The organism is Dyella acidiphila, assembly GCF_014863405.1.
Classification (GTDB): Bacteria; Pseudomonadota; Gammaproteobacteria; order Xanthomonadales; family Rhodanobacteraceae; genus Dyella_B; species Dyella_B acidiphila.
The window spans coordinates 798,142-822,619 of the sequence record NZ_JACZZA010000001.1; the positions used below are offsets into that span (position 1 = coordinate 798,142).

Annotated in this window: 20 protein-coding genes and 1 tRNA gene; 7 read left to right on the forward strand and 14 right to left on the reverse strand. The window is 62.6% G+C overall.

From position 1 onward, the window contains the following. The first annotated feature begins 35 nt into the window (after window positions 1–35). Window positions 36–1,169, forward strand: coding sequence for an OmpA family protein (locus IGX34_RS03630; protein ID WP_192554285.1), 1,134 nt, complete (start codon window positions 36–38; stop codon window positions 1,167–1,169). A gap of 94 nt (window positions 1,170–1,263) precedes the next feature. Here the strand turns inward: IGX34_RS03630 and IGX34_RS03635 are convergent, their stop codons facing one another. The 3 genes from IGX34_RS03635 to IGX34_RS03645 all read right to left on the reverse strand — a co-directional run bounded on the left by IGX34_RS03635 (window position 1,264) and on the right by IGX34_RS03645 (window position 5,813). Beyond that, window positions 1,264–2,322: a glycerophosphodiester phosphodiesterase gene (locus IGX34_RS03635; RefSeq protein ID WP_225737217.1), complete on the reverse strand. Its 1,059-nt coding sequence runs from the start codon at window positions 2,320–2,322 to the stop codon at window positions 1,264–1,266. Window positions 2,323–2,444: 122 nt separating this feature from the next. Further along, entirely contained in the window at window positions 2,445–4,814 is a 2,370-nt protein-coding gene (locus IGX34_RS03640) for a TonB-dependent receptor (RefSeq protein WP_192554287.1), read from the reverse strand. A gap of 372 nt (window positions 4,815–5,186) precedes the next feature. Continuing rightward, window positions 5,187–5,813, reverse strand: coding sequence for a TetR/AcrR family transcriptional regulator (locus IGX34_RS03645; RefSeq protein ID WP_192554288.1), 627 nt, complete (start codon window positions 5,811–5,813; stop codon window positions 5,187–5,189). Window positions 5,814–5,924: 111 nt separating this feature from the next. Here IGX34_RS03645 and IGX34_RS03650 point away from each other — a divergent pair, with 111 nt between their 5' ends. Continuing rightward, complete coding sequence (locus IGX34_RS03650) at window positions 5,925–6,428, forward strand: DinB family protein (RefSeq protein ID WP_192554289.1); 504 nt, start codon at window positions 5,925–5,927, stop codon at window positions 6,426–6,428. Between the two features lie 168 nt (window positions 6,429–6,596). Here the strand turns inward: IGX34_RS03650 and IGX34_RS03655 are convergent, their stop codons facing one another. From IGX34_RS03655 to IGX34_RS03670, 4 genes are all read right to left on the reverse strand, one after another. Then, complete coding sequence (locus IGX34_RS03655) at window positions 6,597–7,304, reverse strand: YceI family protein (protein ID WP_225737162.1); 708 nt, start codon at window positions 7,302–7,304, stop codon at window positions 6,597–6,599. 388 nt (window positions 7,305–7,692) lie between these two features. Beyond that, the gene (locus IGX34_RS03660; protein ID WP_192554290.1) at window positions 7,693–8,502 is read right to left on the reverse strand and encodes a CPBP family glutamic-type intramembrane protease; all 810 of its coding nucleotides are present in this window, start codon (window positions 8,500–8,502) and stop codon (window positions 7,693–7,695) included. Between the two features lie 496 nt (window positions 8,503–8,998). Further along, a tRNA-Arg gene (locus IGX34_RS03665) sits at window positions 8,999–9,075 on the reverse strand. Between the two features lie 196 nt (window positions 9,076–9,271). Continuing rightward, the gene (locus IGX34_RS03670) at window positions 9,272–11,173 is read right to left on the reverse strand and encodes a M61 family metallopeptidase (RefSeq protein ID WP_192554291.1); all 1,902 of its coding nucleotides are present in this window, start codon (window positions 11,171–11,173) and stop codon (window positions 9,272–9,274) included. A 359-nt stretch (window positions 11,174–11,532) separates the two neighbouring features. On the opposite strand from IGX34_RS03670, the gene IGX34_RS03675 reads away from it, so the two are divergent. From IGX34_RS03675 to IGX34_RS03695, 5 genes are all read left to right on the forward strand, one after another. Continuing rightward, window positions 11,533–12,165 carry an outer membrane protein gene (locus tag IGX34_RS03675; protein WP_192554292.1) on the forward strand — a complete coding sequence of 211 codons (633 nt, stop codon included), beginning with the start codon at window positions 11,533–11,535 and terminating at the stop codon, window positions 12,163–12,165. A 249-nt stretch (window positions 12,166–12,414) separates the two neighbouring features. After that, window positions 12,415–12,774: a hypothetical protein gene (locus tag IGX34_RS03680; RefSeq protein ID WP_192554293.1), complete on the forward strand. Its 360-nt coding sequence runs from the start codon at window positions 12,415–12,417 to the stop codon at window positions 12,772–12,774. 151 nt (window positions 12,775–12,925) lie between these two features. After that, window positions 12,926–14,572, forward strand: a complete 1,647-nt coding sequence (locus IGX34_RS03685) for an MASE1 domain-containing protein (RefSeq protein ID WP_192554294.1) — start codon at window positions 12,926–12,928, stop codon at window positions 14,570–14,572. Between the two features lie 446 nt (window positions 14,573–15,018). Further along, complete coding sequence (locus IGX34_RS03690; protein WP_192554295.1) at window positions 15,019–15,714, forward strand: hypothetical protein; 696 nt, start codon at window positions 15,019–15,021, stop codon at window positions 15,712–15,714. 428 nt (window positions 15,715–16,142) lie between these two features. Further along, complete coding sequence (locus IGX34_RS03695) at window positions 16,143–17,246, forward strand: hypothetical protein (protein WP_192554296.1); 1,104 nt, start codon at window positions 16,143–16,145, stop codon at window positions 17,244–17,246. A gap of 253 nt (window positions 17,247–17,499) precedes the next feature. On the opposite strand, the gene IGX34_RS03700 is transcribed toward IGX34_RS03695, so the two are convergent. The 7 genes from IGX34_RS03700 to IGX34_RS03730 all read right to left on the reverse strand — a co-directional run bounded on the left by IGX34_RS03700 (window position 17,500) and on the right by IGX34_RS03730 (window position 24,244). Then, complete coding sequence (locus IGX34_RS03700; RefSeq protein WP_192554297.1) at window positions 17,500–17,802, reverse strand: STAS domain-containing protein; 303 nt, start codon at window positions 17,800–17,802, stop codon at window positions 17,500–17,502. A 12-nt stretch (window positions 17,803–17,814) separates the two neighbouring features. After that, complete coding sequence (locus IGX34_RS03705; RefSeq protein WP_192554298.1) at window positions 17,815–19,017, reverse strand: methyl-accepting chemotaxis protein; 1,203 nt, start codon at window positions 19,015–19,017, stop codon at window positions 17,815–17,817. 16 nt (window positions 19,018–19,033) lie between these two features. Continuing rightward, on the reverse strand, window positions 19,034–20,131 hold the full coding sequence (locus tag IGX34_RS03710; protein ID WP_192554299.1) for a protein-glutamate methylesterase/protein-glutamine glutaminase: 1,098 nt from the start codon (window positions 20,129–20,131) through the stop codon (window positions 19,034–19,036). Window positions 20,132–20,285: 154 nt separating this feature from the next. Then, the gene (gene cheD, locus IGX34_RS03715; protein WP_192554300.1) at window positions 20,286–20,942 is read right to left on the reverse strand and encodes a chemoreceptor glutamine deamidase CheD; all 657 of its coding nucleotides are present in this window, start codon (window positions 20,940–20,942) and stop codon (window positions 20,286–20,288) included. After that, window positions 20,939–21,817: a CheR family methyltransferase gene (locus IGX34_RS03720; RefSeq protein WP_192554301.1), complete on the reverse strand. Its 879-nt coding sequence runs from the start codon at window positions 21,815–21,817 to the stop codon at window positions 20,939–20,941. Before IGX34_RS03720 ends, cheD begins: the two co-directional genes overlap by 4 nt. Before the next feature lie 190 nt (window positions 21,818–22,007). After that, window positions 22,008–23,723, reverse strand: a complete 1,716-nt coding sequence (locus IGX34_RS03725) for a methyl-accepting chemotaxis protein (protein WP_192554302.1) — start codon at window positions 23,721–23,723, stop codon at window positions 22,008–22,010. A gap of 14 nt (window positions 23,724–23,737) precedes the next feature. Next, window positions 23,738–24,244: a chemotaxis protein CheW gene (locus IGX34_RS03730; protein WP_192554303.1), complete on the reverse strand. Its 507-nt coding sequence runs from the start codon at window positions 24,242–24,244 to the stop codon at window positions 23,738–23,740. Window positions 24,245–24,478 lie beyond the last annotated feature (234 nt).

The window sequence follows — 24,478 nt, forward strand, 5'->3', positions numbered from 1 at the left end:
CAGGCGTCGATATCACATATAAGAGGAGACACCTCATGAAACATAGGAATTTGTACTTCCTGATTGCTCTTGCTTTGGGCGGCGCGGGTGTCGTGCATGCGCAGGACAATACTTCGACTGCTCCCCCAGGCAGCTCGAGCGGCGACGTATCCAGCACCACGTACGACGATCGCTGGTATGTCGGACCGATGGTCGGCTGGTATCACAACGACACCAAGCGCCTGACCAATCACAACCAGATTTATTACGGCCTGGATCTGGGCAAGTTCATTTCGCCGAACGTGTCGATCGACATCTTCGCCGATCGCACCCGCCGCAGCTTCCGTCGCTATGTGGACGCAGGCGGCCGCTGGGCCAGCAACGATGTCGGCGTGGATGCGCGCTACTTTTTCGGCGACTGGAGTGCATGGCGCCCATACCTGGTCGGTGGCGTAATGGCCAGCCAGCACATCAATTCCTTCGATCACAAGGTCGAGCCTGCCGCCGAGGGCGGCGTGGGCCTGTCCAAGACCGTGACCGAGAACATCGACTTCCGCGCGGAAGTGAAATACCGCTACGACTGGGACGACAAGACCTTCCCGCAGCGCAACGGCTATGGCGATGCGCTGGTCGACGTCGCCCTGCTGTTCCGCCTCGGGCCGCCGCCGGCACCTGCCGCACCGCCGGCACCGCCACCGCCGCCGCAACCGGATTGCTCCAAGCAGTTCCGCAACGGCGTGAACCTGTGCGACAACAAGTGCCCGGATCTGCCGGAAGGCACGATCGTGGGTCCGGATGGCTGCCCGCAGAAGGTAGTGATCGACCTGAAGGGCGTGAACTTCAAGTTCGATCGTCCGAAGAAGGGCGAGAGCAATATCGAACCGACCCTGGCCGTGCCGAGCAGCGATTCGTTGCAGATCCTGGACCAGGCGGTGGATACGCTCAAGCGCTATCCGCAGGTGCACGTGACCGTTGCCGGCTACACCGACAGCGTCGGTACCGCGCAGTACAACCAGGGCCTGTCGGAACGCCGCGCCAAGATCGTGTACGACTACCTGACCTCGCATGGCATCGATGCGAGCCGGCTGGAAGGACCGATCGGCCATGGCCTGAACGATCCGATCGACACCAACAAGACGGCAGAGGGCCGTGCCCGCAACCGTCGTACGGAGCTGCAGGTACAGCAGTAATCGACGGTCATGGTTCAACGAAAAAGCCCGGCATCCGCCGGGCTTTTTCTTGCCGATATGCCGCCGGATCGACGCGACATACATGTGCTTCAGCTCAGCGCCGCCGATCCACCGCTTCGCGCCCGAGTGCCGGATCGTCGGTAAAGAACGCGTCGATACCGGCATCCAGATACGCGCTGATTTCCGCCACCGAACCGGCCTGGTTGAAGCGGTGCGGATCACTGCCCTGCCAGAAATTCTTGGCCAGGAAATAATTTTCCGGGCGGAACGTATAAGGATGCAGCTCCAGCCCGGCCTGATGCGCATCGTGCACCAGCGCCGATGGCTTGCCCAGCGCGCCATCGGCCTGCAACGGAATGATGGCGCGTACATTGGGACCGATCGCATCGGCATAGGCGGCGATGGCGCGCAGCCCATCCGGCGTCATCATCTGTGCGTAGTCGAGCTTGCCGCCGGCAACGCTTACGTCATACGGCTGCTCGTGCGCATCGCCAAGCAATTGCAGCAGGCGGATATTGGCATGCGCATCGCCATGCTTCGCACCGAGCTTGCTGCGCAGGTATTTGAGATTGGCGATTTCGAAGGACTGGATTTCCACCGGCGCCGTGCGGGTGTAGCTATGCGCGGCCAGCACGGCGAGCAACTTGTCTTCCATCGGCAGGCCCAGCTTCTGGAAGTAGCTGCCGTGCTTGATCTCCGGAATGATGCCGACCGGCCGCCCCACCACCGCCGATTCCGCCGCGACGAAGTCGATGATCTCGTCCAGGGTGGGAATCTGGAATTCGCCGTCGTATTGCGTGCTGCGCAGCTGCGGCAGGCGTTCGCGGGCGCGCAGCGTCTTCAGCTCGGCCAGCGTGAAGTCTTCGGTAAACCAGCCGGTGACCGCGTGGCCATCCACCACCTTGGTGGTCTTGCGCGCGGCGAATTCGGGGTGACTGGCTACATCGGTAGTGCCGCCGATCTCGTTCTCGTGACGGGCCACCATCACACCGTCCTTGGTCATCACCAGGTCGGGCTCGATGAAATCCGCGCCGTCCGCAATGGCTTTGCCATACGAGGCCAGGGTGTGTTCGGGCCGCAATGCGCTGGCACCGCGATGGCCGATCACCAGCACCTTCGGCGCCAGCGGCTGTTCGGTAGCGTGAATGGTCATGACAGGTATCGCCGATACGGCCGCGATCATCAGGATGACGTGCCGCATGCCTGGGCTCCGTGTGGATGGACGACGGCGGGGCGGCGTGTGCGCCCCGCCTGTGCTGCGATTAAAGCAAGTCATCAGAACTTCGTCGAGAAGGTGAGGAACCACTGCCGCGGCGGGATCGGATAACTGTTGTAGGTGCCGGAGGCGGCGCCCACCACCACTTCGTAATCGCCCTTGCGGTTGGCTAGGTTGGTGACGTTGAGACTGAGCTTGGCGTCGTGGAATACCTGGTCCAACGGCAGTGCGTAGCTGAGCTGTGCGCTCATCAGGAAGTAACCGGGCATCGACAGGTCATCGGTGTAGGTCGCATAGACCTTGCCCACGCTCGCGCCGATCAGCTGACCGGAGTAGCGCCCATAGTTCGCACTGAGGATGACGGTATTCATCCATTCCGGGCTGCCCGGCACTTTCTTGCCGCTGGTGGGCACGACGGTGGAGCCGCTCAGGTAGTTATCGTCGTACTTGGAGTTGTTGTAGGACAGCGCGTCGTAAATGCTGAAGTGCTCGCCCATATGCAGCGTGGCGGCAAAATCCGCACCGTTGGTGGTCACATCGCCCACGTTCTGGATGATGGTGGCGCCGCCGACGATGGAGGAAATCACCGGAGTCGGGCTGATCTGCAGCAGGCGGTTGGAGAAATTGACATGGTAAGCGCTGACCTGGCCGTCGATGGCGGTGAACGGACCGGCATCCAGATCGTGCTGTGAACGCAGGCCCAGCTCATACACCCATGCCGTTTCCGGCTGCACCGTCTGCTTGAAAATGTCGAACGCCTGCTGGCTGCCCATGCTCCACGGCGACAGGTTGTTGGCGGTGGCGAACTGGCGCATGTTCTGCTGCGCATTGAAGAACAGCTCGTCGTTCGGCGTAAGGTCCCAGGTGGCGCCCAGCTGCGGCAGGAACGCCTTGTGGCTGTTGATGCTGCCGTTGGGATATTGGGTGACGCCTACCGTGGACTTGGGTAGTGGCTGCACCGGATACCAGCCGTCCGCATACTGGAAGCTGGACTTGAAGCCGGCCTGCAAGGTGATGTCGGAAGTGACATGCCACAGGTCGGAAACGTAGGGCTGGATCACGTCGCTGCGCGCGCCGTCCTCGTACTGGGTGATCAGCGGATCGCTGGGCCGCGAATACGGCGTGGCGGCACCCGGATCGTTCACATCGAGCGGATACCAGCGGCGATCCTGCGAGAGCCGATTGTGTTCCCACCACACGCCCACGCTCAGCTCGTTGGTGCCGGTGTCCCAGTTCAGTGCCGACAGCCAGCCGCGACGATTGATGTCGTATTCGGTCGTGCGGATCGCATAGCCCGACCCGCCGAACACCTGCTTGAGATTCTGGTTCGGGAAGTACACCGCGAACAGCGCCGGCAGGCCGGCCACCTGGATCGGACCGGCGACCACGCCGGCGCCTTCGTCATGGTGGAAATACACCTGGTTGGACCAGGTCAGCTGGTCGTTGATGTTCCACTCGTACTTGGCGTAAGTGAGATAGTCGGTGCGCTGCGCATCGCTGTAGTAATTGCGATAGTTGTTGCCGTCCGACGCCGGCGGCGCGCCGTTGGCGCCGAGATACTTCAGCGCCTGCTGGAAATCCGGATACATGAAGGCGCGCGTATACGGCATCTGGCCCTGGCCCGCGGCCGTGCCGTGATAGATGGCGTCCTCATTCGGCTCCGCCTTGTCCGAGTAGTCGGCAAAGAAGGTAAACGTGCCGTGCTCATCGTGATGCATGAACTTGCCGTCGAGCTGGGTGCCGCCCTGGTGGCCGTTGAAATCCCAGGCGCGCTGGTCCTGGTGCATCACCGACACATAGGCCGCATTGTCACCGTCGAAACGGCCGGTATCGAAGCGCGCATAGGTGCGGGTGGTGCCGTAGCTGCCGATGGTCTGCGCGAAGCGGCCGCCGATGGTCTTCTCCGGATCGCTGGAGAAGGTGGCGATGCTGCCGCCGAGGTTGGAGGTAGATGCCGTGGCCAGGTCGCCCGCACCCGAGAACAAGGTGACACTGCTGACATCTTCGCTGATGATCGCGCGCTGCGGAGTCAGGCCGTTGTAGTTGCCGTACTGCTGGTCGCCCAGCGGCACGCCGTCCATGGTGTAGCCCAGCTGCTGGCCGTTGAAGCCGTGCACGAACAGGGATGCATTCTGCTCGTTGTTGCCCCACGGATCGGCGGTGAGATAAAGCACGCCGGGCAACGTCTTGATCGCCTGCAGCGGACTCGTGCCGGGCAGGATCTTCTGGATCTCCGAGCCGCTCAGCGAGATCGCCGAACGGGTGCTGTCCTTGGCCGATACGGTGATGCCTTCGAGCAGCTTGGAGTTGTTCTGGCTGTTGGCGTCTTGCGGGCTGGGCGCTGCAGCAGCATTGCCGCCCTGAGCGGGCGACGTATCGTCGGCCATCGCCGCCGAGGCAGCCAGCAGGCTCATGGCCAGCAAGCTCATGCGCAGCGCAGCGTGGTGGGAACGCGTCTTCGCAACGACGTCATGGCTACGGCACTCGCCAGCCGCTCTACGCGGCTCAACACAAAAAACCATCGATCTGCTCCAGTCGCAAGATAAGGGGATGGCCAGTGCCGACAGTTCTCCGCTGCCAAGCCGCCACGACTCGTCATCGCGAGGCAGCGTTGTGCTTGGATTCGTTTAAACCGTGGCGCACACAAGCGCGCGTCGTGCGCATGCGACGCGTGCTGGTGTTCTGGCTGGGGACGGCCGCAAGGTTATGCGGACGAAATGACGATCAAGTGACAATCATCTTTTTCTTGCGCTACCGAAAACACCACCGCGCGGTGGACGTAGCGCAACGTCGAGGGTGAGCTAGCCCTTCAGATAACCAATGATCAGGCGCGACGCTTCGTCGACCAGCGCCCGCATCTTTTCGTCCGACATCATTTTGGAATGATGAAGTACCGCGTTGTGGGTCAAGGCCTCGATGGTGGTCACGCATACAAACGAAGCGAGCTCCAGGTCCTCCACGCGCAGCTCATCCCGGTGCTGCGCCAGATACGCCATGAACAGGGTGTAGTTCTCGCGATTGAACGTTGCCAGCTTCTCCAGCTCGCCCACGCGTGGAATTTGTTCCGCCACCACACGATGCAGCTTCGGATCGACTCGATGCGCCTTGATCGCGACCGTGACCAGCATGCGTATCGCCTGCTCTACTGGCTGCGCCAAAATTCCCGTCAGCTCGCCTCGCACCGTTTGCATGATCTCTTGCTGATGACGCTCGATCACCGCCGCCACCAGCGACTCCTTGGTGGGGAAGTACTGGTAAAGAGAACCCACGCTCACCCCCGCCGCCTCCGCGATGCGGTTGGTGCTCGCCTTGTCGAAGCCTTCCTTCACCAAAATGCGAGCAGTCGCTTCCACCAGGGCGTCGACGGTGGCACGCGAGCGCTTCTGGGAGGCCATTTTCCTGGGTTTTGTGAGCGATTTGCGGGCCATTTCCGCGCGCCATCAATGCGAGTATGAAAAGCGAATCATCGCTCATATTCTGTACTTGACGGCAATACCGGCACAACACCCGGCGAAGCGCAATGCTTCAGGAGGCGAGATATGCACGACACATGGCAGCGATTGTTTCGTTACAAAGCCTGGGCGAACGACCAGGTACTGACGGCACTGGCCAAGCTTGGTGCGGAATCCCAGATCACGGGACTGGCCATCAAGGCCCTGAGCCACAGCTATATCGTCGACCGGATCTTCGCCGCGCATCTGCGGCGCACCGCCCACGCCTACCCATCGGCCAATGCAAGCGAACTGCCGACGCTGGAACAGTTATCGGCCGATATCAGTGCCAGCGATCGGGAATACCTCGATTACGTCGCCGCACTCGATCGCGATCAACTGAGCGAGCGCATCCCTTTCGCTTTCACCGACGGCGCTCCGGGCTGCATGTCGCGCGAGGAAATGCTTCTGCACGTGATTACCCACGGCGTGGGCCATCGCGGGCAGATCAGTGCGGTCATGCTGCTGCACGCCATGCCAGCGTCGAAGGACGGCTTCACGACGTATCTGCACGAGGCGGAGGCGGCAGACAGGGGACGCGCTGTCGCGTAAGCCTGTACGCCAGACTTTGCATGGAAGGGCAACGCGCCAAGGCGTGCCATGCCAGGTGAAAAAATCGCTATGCAGCAACGAGATGACGCACCGCGGTTGCCGCGAGTCTTTCGCGGCAACCGGCCCACGCAGATCAATTTGCCGGGCACCCTTGGATTAGGGTCGACGTCAGTGCGGCTTGGCGGCAGCGTTCGGCAGCGCCGGCCCGGTGAATTCAGCCTCGATGGTCACGTCAATCAAGTCGCCCACGCCCATCGTCGTGCCCGGTGCGGGCACCCCGAATCCCATGCCGAAATCCGAGCGCTTGAAGCTGCCATGCGCGGAAAATCCGATCCGCGCATGCGGGTCCATATTGGGCATGCCCGGATAGCCGCCGTTGTAGGTAGCGGTCAGCGTCAACGGACGAGTGACACCATGCAGATCCAACTTACCGGAGATTTCGAAGGTCTTGTCGCCGGTCATCCGAATACTGTCGGAGCGAAAGACGATCTTGGGGAATTTCGCTGCATCGAGCAGCTGAGGCCCTCTCACGATATCCGTGCACATCTTCGGCGCCGCATCCATTTCCAGCGAAGCCGTTTCAATGATGGCCACCAGCTTGGAGGCGGGGATATTGGTGGGATCGAAGCTCAACGTCGCATCGAAGCGGCTGAACCGCGTGGTGTACGTCGAGAACCCCATATGGCTGACGCGAAGCAGCAGGCTCGCATGCGATTTATCGATGCGGTACGCGCCGGCAGGCGGTGTCGCCGTGGCAGCTGTTGCCGGCGGCGCGGACGTATCCGCCGCACGGGACGCGGTGCCGTACATGCCAAGCAGGAGAACCATCGCGCTGGCGGCAAACGGCCGCAAGGCGGTTCGGACGGGGTTGTTCATGGCAAGTCATTCCCTATCAAGTTGAGGTATCCCGAGCGGAGCCACCCACGCAGCGCGTGCTCTTTTCGGTCTCGCGTGACGTCCACCTTGGCCGCGCACGCTTCCATCTATGCAACGAACGACGGATAGATAAATCGACACGGCTGCAGGCGGCAGCCTATATCGGGAGAACGAAGGCCAGCCAGACGGGTATAGATAGGATTGCGTAGACGCCACGGATTCCGCTGCGCCCGGCAACGTGTGCCGGGCAGGCCAGATCAAGCTGAGCGCGGGCCCATGACAGCCTGCTCAGAGGAATGTGCTCCACCTCGGCTGGCGGGACAACCTGGCATGCATGCGCTCTTCAATGCCGGGAATCGGCCACGCTCATAACCGAGCGGAATGCATTTTATGCCGCCGCCAGGGTTTGGCTTGCAGTACGCGGCGGCGCCACCGCCCAGGTGACGACAGCCGAAATCACGGTAAGAAGCGTGAACATCCACAAGCGGCCAGTCGAGAGATCGCCCGGCGCAGGAGCAATCGCCACCAGGCTGTACGCGATGTTCGACGCGGTGTGGAAAAGCATATTGGACAAAATGCTTCGATCGCCTCGGTGGTAGGCCCAGGCAAAAAGAAAGCGCATGGCGACTGTGACAATGAAGAAGATGTAGAAGGGTGTATACCCTTGTATGGCGCCCTTGGTCACGATAAAGAACAGCGGCAGATGCCACAGCGCCCAAATAGCGCCGAGCACCGCGGTAGCGGATTTAAGTGGCAGCACCACGTCGAGCTCATCGGACAACAGCGTCCATCCATACTCTTCCGCCAGCGTCCCACCCAGTACGAACAGAAATAAATAACTGAGCGGAAAGTCAGCCAGCGTCATGGTGAAATGCGGCGCCTTGCCCGTGAGCTGCGCATGCGTCAGCTCGACCACAATCGCAAGTATCGGCATCAAGAAGAATGAGACCAGGAAGACGCTCCATCCCATCCGGGGATCAAGAGCGCGCCGGAAAAACCCCGCCATTCGTTGAAAGCCGCCCTCGCGGTGGGTCGTCACCGCCGCGCCGATCAATGGGCCGAACGAGCCGATAAACAGCATCGGCACCAAGGGCAGCGAGATCAGCTTTTTACTGGCCAGCCACGCCAGCAGCCAGAATGCCCATGCGAACCCGAAGGCCACCGCGAGATAGAGCGTAATAGAGCGCGAGTTCCGCATAGTTATTTGCCATCCCCTTGTGGCTACCCGACCAATACAGGGTCATGTTCTTTTGATACGACGCTGCACCCGCCTCAGCACTGGCCTGCATGTGCGGCCACCATCGATTGATCGCCCCAAGCATGCACTGGATGTCGCCCTCGAATTAAATCCCAACGACTCGTCTTCATGTGAGACCAATTTTTTGGGATTTCTGGATGCCAATTCGAATACGCCGCCTGTGCTTCGGCCAGAAGCCAGCGTTACGCTGCACCGGGCAGCGGAAACATTTCGCCAAGGGGCGCTTCGATGCTTTGCGAGCCGGGCGTACTCGGCGCGCGAAGGATTGGTTTGCGTGTGACCAGGCGCACCACTTCTGGCGGCCTTATCACGACACAGCCATTGCGCGAGTATGCGATGCATCAGCCACCAGGAATGGGCACCTGGATTTCTGATGAAAAGATGCGGCCAATTCACCGCTGAACGCACCGCTGTGCGTTGGACCGATACAGGAAAATGGCGCGCCCGGAGGGATTCGAACCCCCGACCAATGGCTTCGGAAGCCACTACTCTATCCGGCTGAGCTACGGGCGCGTGGTGTGATGCGCACTGGCGTGGGCGATCCGAGGGGCCAGCGGCGAGCCGCGAGTATAGCGGAGTTGGGAGAAGACGCCTAACGGCGGCCCCTGCCGCGCAAAGACGCGCGGTGACGCGAAGAAGTACTGCGCGTGCGATGCAACCCCACCCCAGCCCTCCCCTGCACGCAGGGGAGGGTGTGGTTCGGGTGTGCTTAGCGAGCCTTGATCAGCTGTGCCAGGGTATCGGGCTTGCTGGAATCGCGTTCCAGGTGCGGATACTTCAGGCCTTCGTGATAGTCGATGCGGATGGTCTTGTACTGGTCGAAGTCCTTCACCAGCAGTTCCACCGGCTGGCTGCTGCCCTTGGCGGCGGTGACTGCGTCCTTGATCGCATCCGGATCGTAGGCGTGGCCGTTGACCGCAACGATGGTCATGCCCGGAGCGATGCCGGCATTGAAGGCCGGGCCGTCCCACAGCACGTCGCCGATTGCGCCTTCCTTGCCGATCGACAGGCCGAGCGAATAGGTGAGGTCGGCGGTGTGGCGGAAGGCTTCGGCTGCCTTGATCGCATCGGACGGCTTGTCGGTGTAGATCAGCTTCCAGCCGTGCGCGGCGATACCGCCGATCAGGCCGCCGTGACCATCAAGACGCGTGCGCAGATAGCTGGCCCAGTCGTACGGTGCGAGGTCGTTGAGCGTCTTGACCACGTCTTCGAAGGTGTAGGGATCGACATCCCATGCGCCCGGATTCACGCCGAAGAACGCCTTGCCGAAGTCGTCGATGCTCTTCTTGTTGCCGGTGAGGTCGCGCAGCTTGCCGTCCACATCCAGCCAGATCATCTCGCCGGCCGAATAATAATCTTCGCTCGACTGGTAGTTGCGATACGGCAGCGGGCGGCGCTGGGCAATGGTCGGATCGTTGGTGGTGTCCTGCACATTGCGCCAGGTGGCCAGGCCAGGACGGCCGCGATCATAGTTGGCCGCCACGGCGGCGATCATTTCCTTGTACTGCTCGCTGGTCCACAGGCCCGAACGCGCGGCCATCACCTGGCCCCAGAACTGGGTCTGGCCTTCGTACACCCACAGCAACGAATCGCCCATGGTGACGTTGAAGTTCGGCGTGGCCAGATCGGCGCCGCGGCGATACTTGCCATCCCAGGAATGGTTGAACTCGTGCGAGAGCAGGTCGCGCATCACCCAGCTCTTGTCCCATTCGGTGAAGTAGCCGGTGGGCGTGCCGTCTTCGCTGGAGCGGTGATGTTCCAGGCCATTGCCGCTCATCTTGTCGCTGAGCGAGAACAGGAAGTCGTAGTGGTTGTAGTGGTGCGCGCCGTACAGCTTGTACATCTGCTGGATCAGCGACTGGTGGATCTTCACCTGCTCCGGCGTGATCGCCAGGAACTTCGGATCGTCCGCCACGATGTCCATGTGCACCGGCGTGCTCGCGCCCGGATCGAGATCCACGCGCTTGAAGTACTTGCCGGCGTAGATCGGCGAGTCGACCAGGTCGTCATAGTTGATCGACTTGAAGTGCGTGGTGTCGCCGTCCTGCGAGGCCACTTCCAGCGCCGAGCCGAACTGCCAGCCGGCCGGCAGCTTCACGCTGGCGTTGGCCTGGATCTGCCGTGCGTAGTAGCCGGCCGGATACACGGTGACGGTGTTCCATTGCAGGTTGAGCATTTCCGGCGTCATCACCACGCGGCCCTGGCGGGTGTCCTGCGGCGACAGATACTGGAACTCCACTTCCACCGAGCTGGCGCCCTGCGGCACATCCAGGTGGAAGGCGTACACGTTGTACTCGTCGCGCGTCCACGGCACGACCTTGCCGTTGGCCTTCACGATCAGGCCGGCGAACTTGTCGATCGGGCCGCTGGGCGAATGGTTGCCGGGAAGCCACTGCGGATAAAGCAGGGTGAGCGGGCCGGGCGCCGCCGGCACTACTTCGTGCACGCGGAAGATGCGATGGGCCAGGTCGGTGGCATCGACGTCGATGGTCAGCGCACCGGCCGTGTACGGCACGTTCTGCGGGGCGGGCACATCGTCGGCATGGGCGGCGAAAGCGATGCATCCCACCGTAGTGGCGAGGATGGCGGCGGCAAGGGGATGGCGTTTCAAAGGAGTCTCCTGGTACTTGCCATCGTCACGAAGGTGAACACGGCATAAGTGTTCGATGCTAGCCAGCCATGGCGGCTACGGCCCCCTGCCAGAGGTCACAGACTGAATGGTTTTCCCCTTTCGAATTCGTCCTTGTCGAACTTCGCCAAGCCATGGCGGTCGCCGGCTTTTCGTTCTGAATCTTCAGCTTGGTCGCAACGTTTAAAGCTGAACACCAGCACCCTCGTAGAAGCTTACGTAAAGGTTTGGGTAAGGCGAGATGTTACAATCTTGTTACATCGCGTACCCCGCGCGATCCGTCATGGCGTCATCCCCCTTGTCTCGCCGTGACGGTCAATAACAAAGAGATGGAGTCCTCCATGAATAAGCTAGCCCTCTCGGCCGCTGTGGCCGCGCTCGCCCTTTCTCCCGTCCTGAGCCACGCCGACGACGCCACCAGCGCCCCGCTGTACGGCGCCAACGTCAATCCGAACTGGCAGGACAATTTCTTCGTTGACGGCAACCTCGGCAAGACCGACCTGCGCAGCGATTTCGACCACAAGAACAGCGTGTTCCAGAACGTGCGCTTCGGTTGGCGCTGGAACGGCATCATCGGTCCGGAAATCGGCTACGTGTACCTGGGTCGTCCCAAGGACAGCGTCGGCAGCAACGGCTCGTTCTCGGCCAAGCCGCAGGCCGCCACCGTCGGCGTGAACGCCAAGTACAACGTCTACCAGAACTGGTTCCTCACTGCGCACGCCGGCTATATGCGCTCGCGCACCGAGCTGGCCTCCACCAGCGGCGGCATCGACAGCCGCTACAAGACCTGGAACGGCGGCCTGTACGCCGGCCTGGGCGTTGGCTATGACGTCACCAAGAACGTCAGCCTGGCGCTGAACTATGACGACTACCGCCTGCAGTCCGGCAACGACACCAGCGTGAACTACGTGGGCGTCGGCCACAGCCGCGCCAACATCGCTGCGTACTCGGCTTCGGTGGAATACCGCTTCTAAGCTGGTACGACGCTTTCGCGCGTCACCCCATCCCCCGGGGCAACCCGGGGGATTTTTTATGGCCGCCTGATCCGCCCCCTCCCCCGTTCGCATGGGAGGGCCGGCGTGGGGTCGTCCGAGCTTGCCGCGAGCCCGGTTCCTGCTGAAAACGACCAAGAAAGTTGATCCCGCAACCCTAAAGTTCCTCCCGCGACCGCCGATATGTCTTCCGAGCCGCACTACGTGGCACTCCAGCCTAAGGACTGACATATGAAATCCATCATTGCCGCGACCCTGCTGCTGGTCGCCCCCATCGCCGCCCATGCCTGCGCATCCACCGACTTCGCCATCCAGGACGTGAAGGTCTCCGCTGTCGGCAGCGGCATGGCCACCCGCCTGAGCGTGAAGGGCAAGCTGGTGAACAACTGCACCACCGCGGCTGCGGCGCAGGTTCGCCTGGACGCGAAGGACGGCACCGGCAACGTGCTGGCCTCCAAGGTCGGCTGGCCCGGCGGCACCACCAATCTCAGCCCCGGCCAGTCGGTCGATTTCGACCTGGGCCGCCTGCTCCACTACCAGTCGGACATGCAGAGCTACTCCCTCAGCGTGGTCGACGTACGCGCCTGGTAACCGCGTTTTACGTGCGTGTGTGAACCTGCCGGCGGCATGCCAATGCCGCCGGCTTTTTTATGGGTGACAAGCGGATATCGCCAAGGGCAGGCATTCCCTGCATGATGGCGCGCAGGGGGCCTCGGCAACGGGGCATACAGGGGCAACGGGGATGAACGAGCTGCGTCGCAATTGGACCAGGCATCTGGCAGTGATTGTCGGCTACATGCTGGTGCGCACGGCGTTCTATCCATTCTCCGACGGACATATGTCGCTGTATGCAGGCCTGCGGCTTTCGTCCCTGCTGGTGCTGCCCTATCGCTATTGGCCGACCGTGGTCGCCTGCGATGTGTTCTGCCTGACACAGAACGTGATCGAATGCGGCGCCCAGTTCGGCATCCGCTGGGTGCTGCTGGACATGATTCCCGGCTCCATCACGGCCATGCCCGTGATCTGGTGGTGCCGCGAACGACTGAACCTGTTTCCGAATCGGCGCCAGATCAACTTCATGGCCTTGTTCGTCGCGGCTGCCGGCGTAGCGGCAACGTGGACGCTGATGAATTGCATCGCCATGACCACCGTCAAGGACAGCAAGGATACCTATCCGATGTCGCTGGTCCTGGTGCTTACCGTCTTTATCGGGCAATACGTGGGCATGCTGGCCGTGTTGCCCTGGCCGGTGATGGCGCGCGCTGCCTGGATGTCCAGGCAGCCGCTGCAGCAACGCCTGCGCAGCGCGGTGCGGCCATTGTTCGCCATCGACACGCTGATCCTGCTGGCCAGCACGGCACTGTGCCTGTTCCTGCTCAGCCGCAACAATCACAACGATGTGCGGCATATCGCACTGATGGTCATCTTCATTCCGATGGTCTGGCTGCTGGTGAAGCAGGACTGGCGCGCAGTGGCCGTGGCCGGCACGCCGTGCCTGCTGTTTATCGCCGAACTGATCGATTCCGAGCCCACGCCCACGGTGCTGCAGGTGGAGGGCTTCATCGCCCTGTGCCTCACCGGCCTGTTTGCACTCGGTGCGCGCATCTCATCGCAACAGCAGCAGAAGGATCGCGAGCGCCGCGAAGCGCGGCAGGCGATCCTGCTGGCGCGCCAGAGCATGCAACTGAACGAAGCACGGCTGCGCAAGACGGCGCAGGCGCTGGAGCTGATGGGCAGCGCTTTGAATCTTTCGCATCATCAATTGCTGGCGCGTTTTCGCCATCAGATGCCGGCCAACGAAGCGCAGCGCTACTACCGCCAGGCCAGCTCCACGCGCAGCCAGGTCAACGGTCTGGCCGACAGCATGCATCCCTCGGCCTGGCGCGAACGCGGCCTGCCCGCCGCGTTGCGCGAAACCATCGCGCGCGTGCTGGCGGGCGCGGGCGTCGCCTACCGTTGCGAGATCAAGGGCTACAACCTGCACCAGCTCACCCCCAACCTGCATACCGCCATCTACCGGCTCGCCTGCGAATCGGTGGCTTACGTCAATACGCAGATGATCTGCTCCAGCGTGCGCCTGCACCTGCGCGAAGGCACTACCCGGCAGGTGCGCTGGGCCATGCTGTGCGTGGAAGGCAGCGTCGAGACCTCGCATATCAACGATGCGGTGTACGACGTCGGCGAACGCCAGTTCCTGGCGTCGAAACTGGGCGCCTACGGCCTGGATCTGGAAGCCCTGCGCAATCATGCGCAATTGTTTGGCGGCCTGCTGCACGAACGCACCACGGCCAAGGGCGTGCGCGTGACCTGCCTGCTGGTGGACGAGCAGCCGCTGCGCCAGGTGCAGCGCAATCACGTGTCCTTGCCGGTGAATCCCTGGATCGCCTGATGCATCGCGCAGCGGCGCCAACCCTGCCGACAGAGATCTGATCGACGCAGCGCTCGCGTTCATTCCAGCTGGGTAGCCGCACTTCCCGCATCGGTCACTTCAAGCTGACCTACAAGCCTTGCCATTACATTGCGGCCAATTCGATCCCTGCGCCTACATGCCTGTAGGCCGCACCAGGCTTGCAGTCCAAACAATCGAATAACTTTATTCAAAGTCCTCTCAGGATTTGCAAGCCGCTTTCGCACGATCCATACATTGCCGCGCAGCAAGAGAACGGACACGCCCGGCCCCGCTGGCACGCAGCACATGGATACGTGCACTTCAAGTTTCCACACGCCTCTTCATGTGCGCAGCGCGCGGTTGACCCTCTTCGTCATCCCGGCTCCCGCCTCCTGCTGCTGCGGACAGCAGCGAATTCCTTTTCATAAGCAGAAGAATGGAACAACATGAAGCGAAAGATCTCCGCAATCCTGTTGGCACTATGCATGGCGGGCTCCGCCTGCGCCGCCACGCCGAAGAATGGCCATGTGCCGATGCCGGATGCCGATGCAGGCCGCCCAGGTGTGCTCGACGTCAATCCGGCCATCGATGAACACCCGCCGGTCACGGCGTTTGACGACGTCGACCAGGCTCCGATCAGCGCTGCCCAACTCAGCATCAGCTGGCTGCCGGCAGAGACGCTGGGCTTGACGTTATCCCTGCTGATAGGCGGAACCACTGCCGGCATGCGCGGCCTGGGCGCGCTGAATCTGCTGGATCCCGTCAATGGGCGCGGCATGGAGCTGAGCGATCCCGGCAACCTCGCGTTAGATGCGCAGCATCTGCCGGAGGCATGGCCATGGCCAGCATCCGGTCGCCTCCTGGCGCGCAAGCAACAGGCACGATGGCATGGCTTTGGCCGCAACCATCCATGCCACAGGCAGCTGCAAGGCAATCGAAGCGTGGGCCGATGGCACAAGCCCATGAGCCACCGTGCCTGCACACATGGGCGATCGATCCGACAACACGATATTCGCAGCAGATTCCAAAGCCGGCTGGACGGGAGGCATCGTGCACGAGGCCGATCCCGGCACTGGCATCCGCAGCAGGCTCAGCGCACTCGGCAATATCGTCCGAGGCTGCACGCCTTAAGGCGTCGGTGATCAACAGGCCGATGTTTCGGGCGTCCTGGAAGAATCACTGATAGCCGCAGCCAGTCCCCGCCAGGGGCTGCGCGACTGCCGACCGAGATCCATCCATCAACGAGTCCGTGCCACGCGCGGTTTCGTTGGCGCCGCTTATCCCAAAACCACTGCCGTTCAGACGGCCAAACGAATCATCTCACCTTTTCAACATTCTTCCAGGATCCGCGCACGGCGGTTCGTGCCATCCATACATTGCCATCCAGCAGGAGAACGAGGTCATTTGATTTCGCCAGCAGGCAGAACAAGGGCACTTGCACACAAGCTCGCTTGCAAACGGCCATGCACGACCGGGTCGCGCTACATACCTGTATTCGATCTCAAGTCGCTCGTCTTTTGCACGATCAAAGCGCAATTCACTCCCGTCCACAAAAAAGGATTTCAACGACATGAAGCGAAAGATTTCCACCGTGCTGCTTATGCTCGGTCTTGCAGGCTCTGCCTATGCAACATCGCCGACCCTCGGCCACCTGTTTATTACGGACAGCCTCGGCGGCACGGCGCATCGAGGGGCTGTTCTCGATGTGAACCCTGTTACCGGCGAGCGCCGGACCATCACCGACTTCGGCAACAGCAGCCAGGGGCCAGTGAGCGAGGGTTACCAGACGATAGCGTGGCTGGACGCCGATGTACTCGACTCCAAGACTCCCCTGCTGGCCACCATGTCCAGCACTCTCGATGTCATGGATCCATCGACGGGAATCAGGACCCGGCTCAGTGACTTCAACGATCCGGCCCAAGGTCCGGTGGGCGGAGATTTCGGCGGCAAGGAACTGCTGGTGCTGCCAGCCAAGGCGGGTGCACCACTTCAAGCGCGCATCCTGGTACTGGACCCTAGCGCGGGCACGGAAGAAAGTGGTGCGATCTTTTCCGTCGATGCCGCGGGGCAACGCAAGATCATCGTCGATTTTGGGGATGGCACGAGTCCCGTGCCCTTTTCCCTGTTTCACATGACGTATCTGTCGGATAACACCGTATTGGTGACGGACTCGGGATCCGGCAGCGCCGAAGTCGGCCTGCGCCCGGCCGTGCTGTACAAGGTGGACCTCAATACCGGTGCGCGCACGGCTTTAAGTACGTTCGACAATCCCGCCCAGGGCTGGGTCCCTTATCCAGCCACCTCTGATCAATATTGGAGATACCTCTCCGATGTTCTGGTAAGTCCATCGGGAAAAATATTCGCAACGGTATCGCTGGTGCGACCGACTCCTGGGGGCTTCCTCGTGGAGATCGACCCCGCCACCGGGCGCCGCACGGTCATCAGCGACTTCGGCGATCAACAGCAAGGACGGCCCGGCTTCGGCACCAATGCGATGAGCTGGATGCCCAACGGCTTGATCGCGGTTGCCGACCTGACCGGCGGCCAGTTCAACAACGCGCTCGCTTTTGCGGTTGATCCGGTAACCGGCAACCGTCGCGTAATCACGTCGGGGATTGACTCGTCCCAAGGACCGCTGGTCGAAGGCATAGACGACATGACTATCGCCCCGTGAACGTAAGGCTGCCGGCGCCGACGCATGGAAACCCCGTGCACCGGCAGCTCATCGCACACCAAGGCAAGTACGGAGACCTCGACATGGGATTTGAGGTCTCAGGCACTTTGCATGTGATGCGTGGACACGTGTCACTTGGTGCTTGAGCAGGTTGGGTTACCTCGGATTGGATCCGGGGTAGCCCAACCATTCCGCCGAGAACGTTGGGTTACGCTGCGCTAACCCAACCTGCGGAGCCCTTGTTTTTGCGGGGTCAGTGCAGGGTGAACAGTTTGTCGAAGCCTGCGACGCGCAGCGTACCGCGCAGTGCCGTAGTGGCATTGACGATGCGGATTTCCGCGTGGTCGCCGCCGGCGTGCTCGCGCAGCAGCAACAGCATGCCCAGCGCGGAACTGTCCATGCTTTCCACTTCTTCCAGGTCGATCACGTAGCTGCGCGAGCGGGTCTTGCCCAGACAGGCGTCGTGGAACTGGCGGTGCACGCTGAAATCGAAATGGTTGCCGAACTGCAAGGTGAGGCAGTCCTGTTCGATATCGTGCTGAACATTCAGGCTCATGGCTTCACTCCGTTAGAACAGTTCGATTTCGCCGGCATCCATGCTGTTCTGCAGGGCCGGGCCGCGCGAGCGGATACGTGCTTTTTCGCGCTGCATGGCCAGGCGCTCGCGCACGCGCTCGGAATGCTGGCGCAGCAGCTGGGCGTCGGCCGGCTCGCAGGCCAGCGTCTGGATGTCGTTGGTGGTTTCGGCCACCACGCCCTGCAGTTCCACCAGGCGCGAGCGCGTCTGGTTGAGCAGCTGGCTGAGGATGTCCTCGAACTGCAGCGAGCGGATGGTGGTGGATACGTCGTTGCCCAGGCCGCGGTTGATCTGCACCACCTGGTCGGCCACCGCATTGGTGCGCGCGTCGCTCTCGGTTACATGCGCCAGCATCGCATCGATGCCGCCCTTGGCCGACAGCGCCACGTTCAGATCCTGCGAAGCCAGTTCGCCGATCAGGCCACGCACCTGCTCCATCGCAATGCGGGCGCGCTCCACGTGGCTGCCGATCTGCTCGTTGAACTGATTGGAATGGCTGGCCAGGTTGCGGATTTCGCCCGCCACCACCGCAAAGCCGCGACCCGCCTCGCCGGCACGCGCCGCTTCGATCGCGGCGTTCAGCGCCAGCAGGTTGGTTTCTTCGGCGATGGTGTTGACGTTCTTCAGCAGCGCGAACACCGCGTCCATTTCCTTGGACATGCCGTCGATGCGATAGACGATGCGCAGGCTTTCGCGCGAAAGCTGCACGATCAGGCCGACGAAGTGATCCAGCAAGTCGCTGGTGCGCGCGGCGAAATCCTGCACCGACACGCCGCCGTCTTCGGAGGTGATGATCTGCTTGAGCAGCGACTGCTGCATGCCGGTCTTCTGCGACAGGCCGTCGAAGCCGCCGCCGAGTTCGTTCACCGCATCGCGCAGCAGGTCCAGCGCCTGGTGCAGTTCGCGCGAGGCGTGGCCGAGTTCGTCGACCAGGGCGCCGCGCACATCTTCCAGTGCTTCGCGCACCGGTGCGGTGTCGGGCTCGGCCGCGGCCTCCACCACGATCGCCGGCGTGGCCAGCTTGCGGCATTCGAAGATCCACACCGCGCACAGCAGGGTGACCAGTACCGGCGCCATCCACACCGGATTCCAGGCCAGGCACAGCACCAGCGCTACTGCGCTGGCGCCGATGCCGACCAGGGGACGCGGTGCCGCAAGCGGCCGAGCGATGAGATTGGGAATATTCACGGACATAAGATGTTCCGATACGTCAGGAGGCAGCGCGACGTGCGCTGACGATGGGTTGTTGCGCCAGCACCAGCAAGCGCTCGGCAATCTGTTCCAGCGGGAGTTTTTCGTCGGCGGCGCCGAGCTTCCAGGCCGCGCCCGGCATGCCCCACACCACTGAGCTGGCTTCGTCCTGCACCACGGTGGGTGCGCCGCATTCGCGCAGTTCCAGCAGGCCGCGGGCGCCGTCGTCGCCCATGCCGGTCAGCAGGACGCCGATCGCAGCGGCGCCGATGCTGGCCGCGGTAGAGCGGAACAGCACATCCACGCTGGGCTTGTGGCGGTTCACTTGCGGGCCGTCGTGCAGGCGGCAGACATGCTTGGCGCCGTCCCACATCAGCAGCAGGTGTTCGCCACCCGGCGCGATATACGCATGGCCGGGCTGGATCGGCTGGCCGTCGCGCGCTTCGCATACGCGCATCGCCGAGCAGTTGTTCATGCGTGCCGCGAACGGACCGCTGAAAGCTGCCGGAATATGCTGGGTAATCACGATCGGCGGCGCATCCGGCGGCATCGATTCCAGCAGCACACGAATCGCTTCGGTACCGCCGGTGGACGCGCCCACCGCAATGATGCGCTGGCTGCCGCGCGTACCGGCCGACTGCGAACGCGGCAACACCGCATCGGCGGTGAGGCGCGGCGGCACATCCAGCTTCTGCACGGTGGTGTACGGACGCGGACGCGTGCGCGCGGCCATCTTCACTTTCTGGCAGATTTCCTGCGCGCTTTCGGCAAAGCAGTTGGCCAGGTCGCTGGACGGCTTGGTGAAGAAATCCACGGCACCGATTTCCAGTGCACGCAGCGTCACTTCCGCACCGCGCTCGGTCAGCGAGGACACCATCACCACCGGCATCGGCCGCAGGCGCATGAGGTTTTCGAGGAAGGTGAGGCCGTCCATGCGCGGCATTTCCACGTCGAGCGTGAGCACGTCGGGATTGAGCTGCTTGATCTTGTCGCGCGCGATCAGCGGATCGGCCGCCACGCCGACCACCTCGATGCCGGGATCGGAATCGAGCATGGCCGACAACAGCTTCCGCACCAGGGCAGAGTCATCGACTACCAATACGCGAACTTTGTCCATTGCCGCCTTCTCGTTCAATACTTCAAGTGTTCAATCAAGAGCGAAGGATGAGCAGCGAGGGCCGCGGACGTTGCATCGCAGGCCCCCTGTAATGACATGCGCGCATCGCGCCCTCGCCACTCATGTTTCGCTCCTGACCTCAAGATGGGCTGTGTCAGAACAGCTCCACCTCTCCCTTTATCGGATCATTCGCCAACTGCTTGAGATACCGCTGCTCGTTGGCCGCCAGTTCGGCGTCGCGCTGGCTGCGCAGCTGGCGCACGCGCACGCGGCCGCTGGCCGGGAAGAACTGCAGCTGGCGCGGATAGATGTCGCCCACGTCCTCGGCCACCAGCGGCAGGCCTTCGGTTTCCAGGTAGCGCTTCACGAAGGCGATATTGCGCTTGCCCACGTCGGTCATCTGCGCCAGTACGCGGCCGCCGCCGAAGATCTTCACGGTCAGCGCATCGCGCCGGCCGCCGGCCTTCAGAATCGCGTTGATCAACTGTTCCATCGCATCGCTGCCGTAGCGCGCGGCGCGGCCGATGGCGGCCGACCAGTCGTTGCGCTCGCCGCTCATCGGCTCGGGCAGCATGAAGTGGTTCATGCCGCCCAGGCGCCGCTCGTTGTCGCGGATGCAGGCCGACACGCACGAGCCCAGCACGGTGGAGACCATTTCTTCCTGCGAACTCACGTAATACTCGCCCGGCAGCACTTTCACCGTCATGCAGGCATGGGTGGGATCCCAGAACCGGCGCATGTGCTCGAAGCCGGGCAATACGGCAGCCGCTGAGTTGGGCGCAACGGCTACGCCAGTAACAAGTGCGGTCATGACGCACGCTTCCGATAGACGGTACGGCCGACCAGTTCGAACGAATCGCTAAGGCCGTACATCGATTCGGAATGCCCCAGAAATAGATAGCCTCCCTGCTCGACCAGGCCGGCATAGCGTTCGAACAAACGCTGCTTGGTCGGCTTGTCGAAATAGATCACCACGTTGCGGCAGAAAATCGCGTCGAACGGACCGCGCATTGGCCACTCATGCAACAAGTTCAAAGGCTGGATGGTGACCAGCTCGCGCAGGCGCGGATGCACGCAGGCCCAGCCTTCATACGAACCTTCGCCGCGCAGGAACCAGCGGTTGCGCCGCGCCTCGCTCACCCCGCCCATGCGTTCCAGCGGATAAGTGCCGGCACGCGCGGTTTCCAGCGCCTGCGGCGACAGATCGGTGGCGAGGATGCGCGCATCGACCGTGCTTTTCGTGCGCTCCAACGCTTCGGCCAGCACCATCGCCAGTGCGTACGGCTCTTCGCCAGTGGAGCAGCCGGCCGACCAGATGCGCAGGCGGCCGCCATGTTTTTTCTCTTCCAGCCAGCGCGGCAGCAGCTCGTTGATCAGCAGATCGTAGTGATGCATCTCGCGAAAGAACGAGGTGACATTGGTGCTGATCACGCTGGCCAGCTCGCCCAGCTCACCCTCCGGCTCGCGCCGCAGCAGTTCGCAATAGGCGGCGAAATCCCGCAGGCCCAGGGCGCGCAGGCGACGCAGCAGGCGCCCCTGCACCAGCTGCCGTTTCTGTTCGCCCAGCGAAATGCCGCAGTGCTGGTAGACGAAATCGCGCATGAACTGGAACTCGGCGTCGCCAAGCAAGGGGCCGCCAACGCTCGGAGCCGATGAATTGGATTCGCTCAGTGTTGCCGTTGCCATTGCCTGGAACTCCGCTTGATCTGGTTATTGCTTGCCGCTTGCCGCTTGCTCGTCATCCCAGCGAAAGCTGGGATCCAGCGCCTTCCCCGCCTTGAGTCACTGGATCCCAGCTTTCGCTGGGACGACGGTGAGGGTTCGTGAGAGAGCCGGATCCCTCAGTCCGCCCCTGCCAAGCAGGGGCGGGAGCCCATCAGAATTCTTTCCACACGCCGCTGTCGGCGGTTTCCGGTACGGCGCGGCGAGCAGGCGAGGCCTGGCGCACGGCGGCGAACACGGCCTCGGTTTCGGCCATCACTTCGGCAGCCTTGGGCTTGTTCGCTGCGGCCTGCGCCGCGGCTTCTTCGCCGAAGCGAAAGAAGTTCACCTGGCGCGACAGTTCGCCGGCCTGCTCGTGCATGGCGCGGGCGGCGGCGGAAGCTTCTTCCACCAGCGCGGCGTTCTGCTGCGTCATCTCGTCCATCTGCGACACGGCGTTGTTGACCTGGTCGATGCCGGCCGACTGTTCCTGGCTGGCCGCGGCGATCTCGGCCACGATGTCGGTGACCTTCTTCACGCTATCCACGATGTCGGTCAGCGCCTTGCCGGTCTGGTCGACCAGGTCGGTGCCGGCACGCACCTTGTCGGCGCTGTCGTTGATCAGCAGCTTGATTTCCTTCGCCGCGCCGGCGCTGCGCTGGGCCAGGTTGCGCACTTCGGTGGCCACCACCGCAAAGCCGCGGCCCTGTTCGCCTGCACGCGCCGCTTCCACCGCGGCGTTCAGCGCCAGCAGGTTGGTCTGGAAGGCGATCTCGTCGATCAGGCTGACGATGTCGGAAATCTTGCGGCTGGAGCTGTTGATTTCGCGCATGGCGGTCACCGCCTGCGACACCACGTCGCCGCCGCGCTCGGCCTGTTCGCGCGCACCGCGGGCGAGCTGGTTGGCGTGGCTGGCATTTTCGGCGTTCTGCTTCACGGTGGAGGTCATTTCCTCCATCGACGAAGCGGTTTCTTCCAGGCTGGAGGCCTGTTCCTGCGTGCGCTGGCTGAGGTCGTCGTTGCCGCGGGCAATCTGCTGTGCGGCGGTACTCACCGCATCCGAGCCCTGGCGCACTTCGGCCACAATTTCCACCAGACGCTGGTCCATGGTGCGCAGCGCGTCCATCAGGTTGGCCAGTTCGTCGTTGCCCTTCACTTCGATCTCATGGCCCAGCTTACCGCCGGCAATTTCCTTGGCCACCTTCATCGCGTGGTTGAGCGCGTTGGAGATCGAGCGGATCAGCAAGGTGGAGCGCAGCAGTGCGAACAGCAGGCCGGCGGCCAGCGCGATCAGGGTGATCATGCGCACGCGCTGATAGCTCTTCACCTGATCCTGGAAGATCTGACCGGCTTCGTCGCTCTGCGCCTTCACCAGCTTGGACAGTGCGTCCTGGCGCTGCATCAGCAGCGGGCGCAGCTCCATTTCCACCGTGTCGGAAGCACCGGTATCGGCCTGCTTGATCGCATCGAGCACGTCCTGCTTGGCCTGCTCGTAGTCCTTGTCGGTGGAATGCCAATCCTTCGCGGCAGCGGCCACCGCGGGGCTTGCCGCCAGTGCGGTGAAGCGGTTCTTGTAGTCGTCCATTTCCTTCTGATAGCGGTCGAATTCCGCCATCTTCTGCTTGACCTGATCGGCCTTGCCGACCAGCGCAGCCGCTTCGCTCAGGGTGAGGAACGACTTCAGCGAATCGGCACGCACCACGTCCAGATATTGCGACGGCACCAGCTCGCTCTCGTAGATGCGCTGCGTGCCGGCGTTCTGCTGCGACATCGAGTACAGGCCGATGGCCGCACCGGCCAGCAGCATGAAGCCGAGCAGGCCGACCAGCATGATCAGCCGCGCGCGGATGGTGGGGGACGTGAACTTAAATTTCGGGAAGCGCAGTTTCATGTTGATGGATTCCTTCAGGCCACAGCTTTCACATCGTTGACCGCGTTCAGGGCGGCTTCGAGCATCTGCGCGTCCTGCGGTTGCAGCAATTTGTCGGCATCGAGCAGCAGCACCATGCGGTCGCCGATCGAGGTCAATCCCTTCAAATATTCGGTGTCGACGGTGGTGCCCATGTCGGGCACCGGACGCAGCGCGGCGCTGTTCACATCGACCACGTCGGATACGGCATCCACCACCACGCCGAACTGGCGACCGGCCACGGTGATGATCACGGTGACGGTGGTGGCGTCGTATTCCTCGCGGGCCAGACCGAAGCGCAGGCGCAGGTCGATCACCGGCACGATCGCGCCGCGCAGATTCAGCACGCCCAGCACATAAGGCGGCGATTGCGGAATGCGCGTCACCGGGGTCCAACCGCGAATCTCGCGCACGGACAGGATGTCGATACCGTATTCCTCATGGGCGAGGTTGACGGTGAGGTACTGCGACTGGAGCGCGTCGCTCCGGGCCTGGTCAGACATGTTTCGCCTCGTCGTTGGAGCGCCACCTGAGGGCTCCCGTTCGAAACATGGATCGGCGGTTCTGGGCAAAACTTGAGCTGCCGCCTGCACGTTTTCTTGATCTTTTTCCCTGGGGGAAGGCTCGCTCCGGTGGGTCCGAAGCGGCCGGGGCGGCGGGTGGGGCGGGCATCGCCTCCCGGGCGTCGCGCGGGGGCCGGCCGGGTGAGCGGCCGGCTCGCGAAGCGGTCGTCAGGG